At 30.3% G+C, this 9,838-nt stretch carries 13 protein-coding genes and 3 pseudogenes; all 16 read left to right on the forward strand.

What is annotated here, in order from left to right; translation table 11 throughout:
• On the forward strand, positions 1–437 hold a 437-nt coding region (locus tag HMPREF1984_RS02920), incomplete at its 5' end, for a TraX family protein (protein ID WP_021766396.1).
• Between the two features lie 56 nt (positions 438–493).
• A complete protein-coding gene (locus HMPREF1984_RS02925; protein WP_304412275.1) occupies positions 494–1,093 on the forward strand; it encodes a family 1 glycosylhydrolase in 600 nt (199 codons plus the stop codon).
• 99 nt (positions 1,094–1,192) lie between these two features.
• A complete protein-coding gene (locus HMPREF1984_RS02930; protein ID WP_036099577.1) occupies positions 1,193–1,405 on the forward strand; it encodes a helix-turn-helix transcriptional regulator in 213 nt (70 codons plus the stop codon).
• Between the two features lie 267 nt (positions 1,406–1,672).
• Positions 1,673–1,954, forward strand: a pseudogene (locus HMPREF1984_RS11750) (thioredoxin family protein); the annotation flags it as partial.
• Between the two features lie 150 nt (positions 1,955–2,104).
• Positions 2,105–2,566, forward strand: a pseudogene (locus HMPREF1984_RS02940) (Csac_0668 family 2Fe-2S cluster-binding (seleno)protein); the annotation flags it as partial.
• Positions 2,567–2,707: 141 nt separating this feature from the next.
• On the forward strand, positions 2,708–2,857 hold the full coding sequence (locus tag HMPREF1984_RS11265; RefSeq protein WP_021766402.1) for a hypothetical protein: 150 nt from the start codon (positions 2,708–2,710) through the stop codon (positions 2,855–2,857).
• A gap of 30 nt (positions 2,858–2,887) precedes the next feature.
• Positions 2,888–3,085 (forward strand): hypothetical protein, encoded by a 198-nt coding sequence (locus tag HMPREF1984_RS02945; RefSeq protein ID WP_021766403.1) that lies wholly within the window; start codon positions 2,888–2,890, stop codon positions 3,083–3,085.
• A 92-nt stretch (positions 3,086–3,177) separates the two neighbouring features.
• Positions 3,178–3,468 (forward strand): DUF3847 domain-containing protein, encoded by a 291-nt coding sequence (locus tag HMPREF1984_RS02950; protein ID WP_021766404.1) that lies wholly within the window; start codon positions 3,178–3,180, stop codon positions 3,466–3,468.
• Between the two features lie 333 nt (positions 3,469–3,801).
• Positions 3,802–5,436: a MobQ family relaxase gene (mobQ, locus tag HMPREF1984_RS02955; RefSeq protein ID WP_036099579.1), complete on the forward strand. Its 1,635-nt coding sequence runs from the start codon at positions 3,802–3,804 to the stop codon at positions 5,434–5,436.
• Positions 5,437–5,509: 73 nt separating this feature from the next.
• Positions 5,510–5,683 (forward strand): hypothetical protein, encoded by a 174-nt coding sequence (locus HMPREF1984_RS11490; protein WP_021766406.1) that lies wholly within the window; start codon positions 5,510–5,512, stop codon positions 5,681–5,683.
• A 183-nt stretch (positions 5,684–5,866) separates the two neighbouring features.
• Positions 5,867–6,394: a PcfB family protein gene (locus HMPREF1984_RS02965; RefSeq protein WP_021766407.1), complete on the forward strand. Its 528-nt coding sequence runs from the start codon at positions 5,867–5,869 to the stop codon at positions 6,392–6,394.
• 125 nt (positions 6,395–6,519) lie between these two features.
• Entirely contained in the window at positions 6,520–7,254 is a 735-nt protein-coding gene (locus HMPREF1984_RS02970; protein ID WP_021766408.1) for a phage replisome organizer N-terminal domain-containing protein, read from the forward strand.
• A gap of 157 nt (positions 7,255–7,411) precedes the next feature.
• Positions 7,412–7,573 (forward strand): hypothetical protein, encoded by a 162-nt coding sequence (locus HMPREF1984_RS02975; protein WP_021766409.1) that lies wholly within the window; start codon positions 7,412–7,414, stop codon positions 7,571–7,573.
• Between the two features lie 78 nt (positions 7,574–7,651).
• Positions 7,652–9,271, forward strand: a complete 1,620-nt coding sequence (locus tag HMPREF1984_RS02980; RefSeq protein WP_084408398.1) for a recombinase family protein — start codon at positions 7,652–7,654, stop codon at positions 9,269–9,271.
• 20 nt (positions 9,272–9,291) lie between these two features.
• A pseudogene (locus HMPREF1984_RS02985) lies at positions 9,292–9,450 on the forward strand (family 1 glycosylhydrolase); the annotation flags it as partial.
• A gap of 65 nt (positions 9,451–9,515) precedes the next feature.
• Entirely contained in the window at positions 9,516–9,797 is a 282-nt protein-coding gene (locus tag HMPREF1984_RS02990; RefSeq protein ID WP_021766412.1) for a TraX family protein, read from the forward strand.
• Positions 9,798–9,838: the final 41 nt, after the last annotated feature.

Below are 9,838 nucleotides of genomic sequence, written 5' to 3' on the forward strand. Positions count from 1 at the left end.
TTGATATGGCCTTGTCAGGTGTATTTTTTGAGCCGAATTCCAATAATATAATGTTTACTTTGGCTTTAATGCTGATAACAATATGGATTATAGATATTTTAAAAGAAAAGATGCAGAAATTTCCAAAATATATCTGGTATCTGGTTTCATTTGTAATCGTGGGAATAATCTGTATTATTTCAATGGTTGCAGGACTGGATTATGAGTATCATGCCATTATAATTGGCTATTTCTTCTATATTTTTCATGATAAACCTGTATTTGCAATATTTTCAGGATATCTTGCAATTTTTAAGGAAGTCTGGTCATTGCTTGGTTTTGGTCTTATACTTACATATAATGGAAAACGTGGGAAACAGAATAAATTATTCAATTACTGTTTTTATCCGGTTCATCTTTTAATTCTTGGAATATTAAGAATATTTTTAAAAATATAAATAAATTTAAAATAAAAATTAAAATTAATTTTAAAAATAAATAAAAATATGGTATAATATCTTATCCTCTCGCTGCAAAACCGGAAGATGTATGGACTGCGTTGGAAAAGGACAGGGAAAATTATTTTTTCATTGATGTACAGGTAAGGGGATATTATCCATCCTATGCCCTTAAATTTCTTGAAAGAAATAACCTAAAAATAGATATAACAGAAGAAGATAAAAAAATATTAAAAGAAAATACAGTAGATTTTGTAAGTTTTTCATATTATACAACACGTTGTATTTCAGCTGAAGCTGATAAGCTTGGAGAAGGAAACCTTCTGGAATCGATGAGAAATCCATATATTGAAGTGACTGACTGGGGGTGGGGACTGGATCCACTAGGTTTTAGGACTACAATAAATGAAATCTATGACAGATACCAGAAACCTCTGTTTGTTGTGGAAAATGGCCTTGGAGCAGTTGATATACCTGATGAAAATGGATATGTTGAAGATGACTACAGGATAGATTACCTGAGGGCACATATAAAGGCAATGAGGGATGCAGTTGTCCTTGATGGGGTGGATTTACTCGGATATACAACATGGGGGCCTATCGATTTGGAGCAGTTCCAAGTGGGACAAGGAAAAAAACAAGGACTATCTCAATAAATACTAACGTAAGCACAAGTATAAAATAGGCTAAAGTGACTTATCAGTCTATTTATGATATAATATATCTTAACAATAAAACGGATAAGGGGTAATAATATGGCAATTTGTTATAAACCATTATGGCACTTATTGGTAGAAAGAGAAATGAACAAAGAAGACTTAAAAAGAGCTGCAAACATAACAAGCAACATAGTTTCAAGAATGAGCAAAAATTCTTATGTGAACTTAGAGTCATTAGAAAAGATTTGCTTGGCATTGGATTGCAGAATTGAAGATGTTATAGAAATTCATAGAAACGACGTGGAATAAAATTGGGCAATCTATCTCAAATCAGAAGAGCTGAAATGCCTGAATATCTTAGTAGAGAAAAGGGTAAAATTTAATTAGATAAATAGTAAGTAAATTATATGGAGTAACTTACTTTTTTAGGAGGAAGTGACAATTTGAAATACAAGCAAATATTTAACTCTGGAGTTACTTTTCAACAATTTTACGATACTGCTCAGGATAGATATAAGAATTATGCTAATAATGCGATAAGAAATTATTTAAATTTAGAGAGATTTAGAAAAGGTTAGTAGTATAACAAGCAAATTTAATATACTTGCGATTAGAGAAAACTGGTGTATTGACTCTATAATTAATATTCCTGTAGTTTATTGGTTAGAAAAAAATAATGAAAATAAAAAACTTAAAGTAATAGATACAGATAGTTACAGTAAGTTTATGCCTAATGAAAAAGTTATTACACCAACATTTATTATTATGAATCAAGAATATCAGGAGATAGGGAAATGGGTTCAATATCCTAAAAGAATAATAGATGTGGTTGAATCTAAGGACCAGTTCGAGTTATAGTAGAGAAAAGGAGATACCGACAGGGAGAATATGTTGTAGATATATTGAAAGAGGTATTAGATATCCTGATTAACTATAGAGATAATATTTATTTAGACAGGAGGAAATAAAGTGAGTCAAGAAAATAAGATAAATCAATCTTGCTGAGTTTCAACACAAAAAACCATTGGTACAATGGAAGAAAAAGAATATTGCCCCAAATGTCACGAAATAGGAGAAAAGGTTAAGAATATAACTGTAAAGCATATGGTATCAGAAAACCTTATGGGAAAGGTTGTAGATGAAGAAACTTACTATTTATGTATGAATGAAGATTGTGATGCCGTGTATTATAACTTAAACAATGAAAAAGTTTTTTATAAGGAAGACGTAAAAGTTCCTATATGGTTAAAAAAGAATGCAAATCCCAAATATATATGCTATTGCAACCAAGTTACAGAACAACAAATTATAAACGCTGTTTTATATGATAGTGCAAAGGATATTAAAGATATTATTAGACTTACAGGGGCAATGAAAAATGGAAAGTGCGAAATTAACAATCCTTTGGGTAAATGCTGTAGTCCTTTTATTCAAGAAACCATCAATAAAGCATTAAATAGCAAAAAATAGTTTGCGACAAATAATTTATAAAGTACGTCATAACAGTAATAAAATTAAAAATAATAAAAAACTATATAATTAAAATTTTAGCGGTTCAGATGTAAAAGTCTGGGCCGCTTTTTTATTTTCCCCGGAAAGGAGGTCACCTATATGGTAAATGATGAAGTTAATAATAAGGCTATAAATATTGAGATAAAAGTGGCTCAGTATTCAGCAAAGGCTATTTTAAAAGCTATGAAAAAGATTATAGAATATGCCTATGAAAAAAGCCAACAACTAGCAGATTATATTATTGAATAAAGAAAAACTAATTCAAGGAAACTTAAGGATATGGTAAAGAAAGGTCAGCTGGAAAATATTGATAAGCAAATCGAAAATAAATTCTATGCTTTTAAGGATTATGCAGATAGGCGTAAAATAAATTGGGGGGTTGTTAGAGATAAAGATACAAGACTTTATATTAACAATACAAACTACACAAAAGAAATGAATAATGAAAACTGTAAAAGGCTGGAAGATTTATTTTAATGCGTTGTTGGATGACAAGAAATTTAATAATGAAACTTTTAAAGAGATAGCATAAATGTTAACTCTTTTTTATTACAAGAAAGGAGTTTTGCATGAAAAAATTAAAACAGATAAGACAGAAGTCAAAAGAAATAAAAAATAAAATAGACCATACAGAAGAAAGATTAAGGCAACTAAAAAATCAAGAACAAAAGATATTAAAACAAGACATAATAAAAAGAAGAAAAGAAAGAACTCATAGGCTCATAACAAGAGGAGCAATCTTAGAAAGCCTTATAGAAAATGCAGAAGAACTAACAGATGAAGAAATAAAAATCCTACTAAAAGAAGCAATAAAAACAAAAGAATTTAAAGAAACACTAAAAATAATGGGAGAAAATTAGAAAAATAAAATAATTAAATCTCCCTTAGATTTTCTAAGGGCGCAATTATACACCCTAAAGGGTGATTGCGTGCCTTTAGAGCCAAACCCTTGCAGGGAGCAACAACCATTCGCTTTTTAAAAGTCAAGGGTAAATAAACTCGCTAAGGCTCGCCCTTGACTTTTAAAATTTGAAATGAACAAAACAATTAAGCCGACATACTGAAACAACAAAAATTAATTCAGTAGTCGGCTTTTTCTATTCTATCATTTCAAAACGCTCATTCACAAAGTGGATATAGAAAATCTTTTAAGCCTCCGCCTAAAACAACAAAAAAAGAAGGAAGTGATAAAAATGGCAGACAGTTTTCATTTTTCAGTAAACATAATATCAAGAGGAAAAGGCAAAAGTGCAGTAGCAAGTGCAGCATATATAAGTGGAGAAAAAATAAAAAATGAATGGGACGGAGTAACCCATGACTATACAAGAAAACAAGGAGTAATTAGCAAAGAAATATTTTTACCAGATCACGCACCAAAAGAATATAAAGACCGAAAAACCTTGTGGAACTCGGTAGAACTATTTGAGAAAAACTCTAATGCCCAACTTGCAAGAAACTTTATCATATCTCTACCAAAAGAATTAAGCATAGAAGAAAATAAAAAGATGATAGAGGAATATATACAAACCAACTTTGTAAAAGAGGGAATGATAGTAGACCTAGCAATTCATGATGAAAGTAGAGAGGGAAATCAAAACATTCACGCTCATATAATGACCATAGTAAGACCAATAAATGAAGATGGAACATGGGGGCAAAAAAGTAAAAAAGAATATATCCTAGATGAAAAAGGGGAGAAGATTTTAAACAAAAATGGAAAACCTAAGACAAGAAAAGTAGAACTAACAACCTGGAACGATAAGGTCAATGTAGAAAAATGGAGAGAAAATTTTTCAGACCTTTGTAACAAATATTTAGAAAGAGCAGGAGCAGAAAAAAGAGTAGACCATAGGAGTTTTAAAAGACAAGGCATAAAACAAATACCAACAATACATCTAGGAGCAAGTGCTAGTGCAATGGAAAGAAAAGGGATAAGAACAGAAAAAGGAGATATAAATCGTGAAATAAAAAAACAGAATGAACTATTAAAAAACATAGGCAATGAAATAAAGAAAATAACATCATGGTTAGTAGGCTTTAAAGATAAACTCAAAGAATCATACAAGGAATATAAAGACCAAAGTAAAAAGCAAATCGAAAATGAATCAGGACTCTTTAACCTCTATGAATATTTAAGCTTCTATCAAGAAATGCAAGAAAATAATAGAGCTGAATTATCATTTTATGGGAAAAGAAATAAGGCAATCTATAATCTAAAAAGATATGCAAGTGGAATAAATTATTTAAGAGAAAATAAAATAAAAACCATATCAGACCTACAAGGACATATAAATACCCTAAGAAGTAAAAATTCTGAAATATATAAGACCATAAAAGAAAACAGTCAAAAGATAGAAGACCTTAATAAGTGTTTAGCCTATGCAAAGACTGTAAGAAAAACAAAAGCAACCTACCAAGAATATGAAAGCAAGAAAATATTCAAAGAAAGCTTCTACAAGAATAATCAAAAGGAAATAGACCAACATATAAGGGCAAGAAACTTAATTGAAAAAATCAGTGGAAAGAAAAATTTAAGGGAAAAAGAATGGTTAGGAGAAATTAAAAACTTAGAAGATGAAATCAGTAAATTAAATACAGAGTCAGAAAAGATAAGGGAAAGATACAAGGAAATAAATCATATTAAATATGCAGTAGAAGCAGTGAATAAAGAATATGGTATCGACCTATCCATAGAAATTGACAAGGCAATCAAGAGAGGAGAAAAAGAAAGTATCATAGAAAAGATAAAAGAATATAAGCAAGACAGTGATAGTTTTAATAAAAAAAGACAAATGACTAAAGACTATTACAAAAATCAAGAAAGATAAGACCTGGTAAAAATATCTTATCCAAGCTATAATATGACCAAGAAAATAAAGACCGTTCTAGGAGGTAATAGAGATGAATAAAAGGCAAGAGCTAATAGATGAACTCATAAAAGCAGATCAAGATGGAACATACAAAACATATAGAAGCACAGAAGAAATTAAAGCAATGAACAATGAAGAAATACAGATTATATATTCCAACATGAAAAACTATCTATCAGACAAAAGAACACACATAAACTACTAAAGGTGGAAAGGCAATGTAAGCCATTTAAAAGTATAAAAGGTACAAAGACCTAAGAAATATATAAAAACATCAAAATAAAGCATTCCACCACCAAGAACAACCAAATAAAAACAATCAAAGGGAAGTATAGAAAAATTAAAGCCTATACTTCCCTTTTTTTAATTCAAACAAAGGAGATAAAACATGATAAACGAAGAAATAAGCAAAGAAGCAGGTCAAGCAGCACAAACCATAATATCATACACAATAAAAGCAGCAAAAGAATCAATCAACTTAGACAAAGAAATAAGAAAGAAGATAAATGATACCTTAGAAAAAGCAAACGGAAATCTAAAAAGCCTTATGGGAGATGAAATGAAAATAAAAGACCTCTACAAGAAAGGGCAACTAGAAAATATAACCATAGATCAAAGCGACCTCAAAGACTTAAAAAAAGAACTAAACAAACTTGGAGTAAGTTTCTCAGTAATGAAAAACAAAGAAAGCCAAAATTATGAAATATTCTTCCAAGCCAAAGACATAAAAGTAATGGAATATGCCTTTAAGCAAGTCATAGCCAAGGAAAATAAAAAAGAAAAAGAAAGTATCCTAAAACAAATAAAGAAATACAAAGACCTATTTAAGAACAAGGATAAGACAAAAGAAAAAGTCAAAAGAAAAGTAAAAGAAAAAGTAAAACCAAGTAAAAAAGATATGACCAGAGAAATCTAAGGGAGTAACGAAAAGTTACACCCTTAAATAACCATAATAACAAGACTTCTGAAAAGCAGAAGTCCAGAATTCCGAAAATCGGAAATCAAGAATTTCGATTATCGAAAATCAAGAAAGGAGCAGATATGGCAACAAACAAAAGATATTATTGGATAAAATTAAAAGAAGAATTTTTTACGGACAAAAGAATAAAAAGACTAAGGAGAATATCGGGAGGAGATACCTACACGATAATCTACCTTAAACTTCTACTACTAAGCCTAAAAGATGAGGGCAAACTCTATTATGACGGAGTAGAAAGTGATTTTATAAAAGAGTTAGCACTAACCATAGATGAAACAGACGATGATGTAATGGTCACAGTTAATTATTTAATCAATCAAGGCTTACTAGAAGTTGTAACAGAAAACGATGAATACTATTTAACTGAAATACCAAACTTAATCGGATCAGAAACAGCATGGGCAGAGAAAAAAAGAAGATACAGACAAAATAAACAGAGGACATTGTCCTTAATGAGTCCAACCCATGTCCGACAAGAGATAGCGATAGAGAAAGATATAGAGATAGATAAAGAGAGAGAGGGAGAGATAGAAAAAGATAAAAAGTCCACCCCCATCTTTTATGGACAATACAAAAATGTAAGGTTAAGCAAAGAAGAATATCATAAGTTAAAGGATAAGCTGCAAAGTCATACAGATACAATGATTGAAAAGCTATCAAGATGTATCAAAAGCTCTGGGAAATACTATAAGGACCATTATGTAACAATCCTTAATTGGTATGAAGAAGATAAAGACAAACTAAGACATCAAGGTGGAAATAAAAAAATGAACTATGATGTAGGAGAATCTTTATAGGTAAAAAGAGGTGGAAAGCCACTATTAAAGACTTTAAGTCTAAAAAGGTATAAAAGTATGCCAGAGGTAATAAAAATGTAAATATGACACTTAAAAGGCGATTAGAAAATTAAAAATCTAATCGCCTTTTTTTATTGCAACAAAATGGAGGAATTACATGGAATTAAAAAAGAAAAAACGAAGTAGAAAAATCAACTATGAAATAAAGCGAGTATATGTAGGGAAAAAGCCGATTGAAGAAGTATTTGAAGATATTATTGAGCATGTAGTCGAAAGAAACTTAGAAAAAGATAGAGAAAATAAACAAACGCAAGCGTAAGTATTGATTGACTAAACGGGAGTATTTTAGTATAATTAAATTATTGAGATAGTCCTGTTTAGGGAAAGGAGATTGAAATTGAGCAGGACTAAAAAATATGTAGCAGGACTTTATTGTAGACTATCAAAAGACGATGGAAACTCAGTTGAGAGTATGAGTATATGGTCACAAAAAGTAATGTTAAAACAATTTGCAGAAAGTAACAGTATCGCTATTTATGATTATTATGTAGATGATGGTTATTCGGGAACAAATTTTGAAAGACCATCATTTAAGAAGATGATTACTGATATTGAAAACGGAAAAATAAATTGTGTTATCACAAAAGACTTATCAAGGTTAGGAAGAAACTATCTTCAAAGTGGAGCATATATCGAAATGTATTTTCCACAAAAGAACATAAGATATATTGCAATAACAGATGGTATAGACACATTAAATAGCAATCAAAATGATATTATGCCATTTAAAAACATTCTCAATGAAATGTACGCAAAGGATACTTCCAAAAAAGTTAAAAGTGCAATTCAAAGTAGAATGAGAGAGGGAACATATATAGGCTCTAAAGCTCCATTTGGTTATCTAAAAGACCCTGATAATAAACGTAGATTAATCATTGATGAGAAAACTAAACCTATAATAGAACTCATTTATAAACTGTGTTTAGAGGGTAAGGGGACTCAACTTATTAGCCAGGAGTTGATGAAGAGAAAAATTCCAAGACCAAGTGCTTTTGTTGAAAATGCTGAAAAGCTTTATGGACTAACAGAAGAAAATAAATATCAATGGTCACATAGAATGGTGTTAAATGTTTTACGAGATCCAGTTTATTGTGGAAATATGGCAAGAAATAAAAGACCTACCTTATCATTTAAGAACTCAAAAAGAATGTATATTCCTAAAAGTGACTATATTTATGCTAAAGATACCCACGAAGGAATAGTTAGTGAGGAAATATGGGAACAAGTTCAAACAATGATTGATAAGAGAAAGTGTAACAATAAAAAGGGACTTTATTATGACAACATTTTTCAAGGACTTGTAAGATGTCCTAAATGTGGTTATGCATTGACACCAAAAACTGATTATAGGCTTAAAAAGAAAGAACTCATAGACTTTGTTCACTTTTCTTGCTCCACATATAAAAAATATGGAGTAAATGCTTGTTCATCTCACAGAATTGAAGCTAGAGATCTATATAATATTGTTCTTGAAGATATACAATATCATGGAAATATTGCACTATCTGCCAAAGAAGACTTTGTAGAAAAGATAATAGAAAAGATTGAAGTAGAAAAAATTGACGAGGGAAAAGAACTATCTAATAAGCTGGAGCTTAAAAAGAACCAGTTAGCAGAATTAGATAGAAGTTATGAACAGTTATATGAAGATAGGTTAGAGGGAAATATAACCGAAAGAAACTTCAATCTAATGAATGTGAGCATATCTAAAAAACAAGACAAGTTAATCGAGGAAATCAAGGTCTTAGAGGGCGATATAGAAGTATCTTTTGAAACTGAAGATAACTACAAGAAATTCATGAATAATATTAGCAAGTACGCTAAGATAAAATCGCTAAACAGATATATTTTAAATCAAATAATAGATAAGATATATGTCTATGACAAGGAAGAAATAGACGGTCAAATAAGCCAAAAGGTTGAAATTCACTACAAGTTTATAGGTAAATTAAATTGACCACTTCAGACTACTCACCAGACCTTGTAAGTGCAGGAACAGGAGAAATGAAAAAGCGTTATGGATTTATCTATGTGGACAGGGATAATGCCGGGAACGGAACTTTAAAAAGAAGTAAAAAGAAAAGTTTTGACTGGTATAAAAAAGTAATAGCAAGCAATGGGGAAGATTTGGAATAATTTATATCCTGATAATCTTTTAAAATCTATACGTTCTCTAATAAACTGAAAGGAATTAACAGATAATGGATAAAAATAATGGAAAACTGGATAAATTGCGTATATTTTCAGGGGCACAGTTAAAATACATTGCCTTTTTATCAATGCTTGTAGATCACATAAATAAAGCACTGATATACCCTTTTCTGAGTGGAGAAGGGATACTGCAGCATATAAGTGATGCATTTGATATTTTTGGAAGAATAGCATTTCCGCTTTTTGCCTTTTTCCTTGTGGAAGGTTTTTTTAAAACAGGAAATAGGAAAAAGTATCTTGCTTCCCTTCTAATTTTTGGTATTATTTCGTAAATTCCGTTTGATATGGCCTTGTCAGGTGTATTTTTTGAGCC

Source organism: Leptotrichia sp. oral taxon 215 str. W9775 (assembly GCF_000469505.1).
GTDB lineage: Bacteria > Fusobacteriota > Fusobacteriia > Fusobacteriales > Leptotrichiaceae > Leptotrichia_A.

Coding starts and splice junctions, on each gene's coding strand:
- HMPREF1984_RS02930 (WP_036099577.1), top strand. CDS start 1,193: ATGGCAATTTGTTATAAACCATTATGGCACTTATTGGTAGAAAGAGAA.
- HMPREF1984_RS02950 (WP_021766404.1), top strand. CDS start 3,178: ATGAAAAAATTAAAACAGATAAGACAGAAGTCAAAAGAAATAAAAAAT.
- HMPREF1984_RS02970 (WP_021766408.1), top strand. CDS start 6,520: ATGGCAACAAACAAAAGATATTATTGGATAAAATTAAAAGAAGAATTT.
- HMPREF1984_RS02945 (WP_021766403.1), top strand. CDS start 2,888: ATGGTAAAGAAAGGTCAGCTGGAAAATATTGATAAGCAAATCGAAAAT.
- HMPREF1984_RS02975 (WP_021766409.1), top strand. CDS start 7,412: ATGGAATTAAAAAAGAAAAAACGAAGTAGAAAAATCAACTATGAAATA.
- HMPREF1984_RS11265 (WP_021766402.1), top strand. CDS start 2,708: ATGGTAAATGATGAAGTTAATAATAAGGCTATAAATATTGAGATAAAA.
- HMPREF1984_RS02965 (WP_021766407.1), top strand. CDS start 5,867: ATGATAAACGAAGAAATAAGCAAAGAAGCAGGTCAAGCAGCACAAACC.
- HMPREF1984_RS11490 (WP_021766406.1), top strand. CDS start 5,510: ATGAATAAAAGGCAAGAGCTAATAGATGAACTCATAAAAGCAGATCAA.
- mobQ (WP_036099579.1), top strand. CDS start 3,802: ATGGCAGACAGTTTTCATTTTTCAGTAAACATAATATCAAGAGGAAAA.
- HMPREF1984_RS02990 (WP_021766412.1), top strand. CDS start 9,516: ATGGATAAAAATAATGGAAAACTGGATAAATTGCGTATATTTTCAGGG.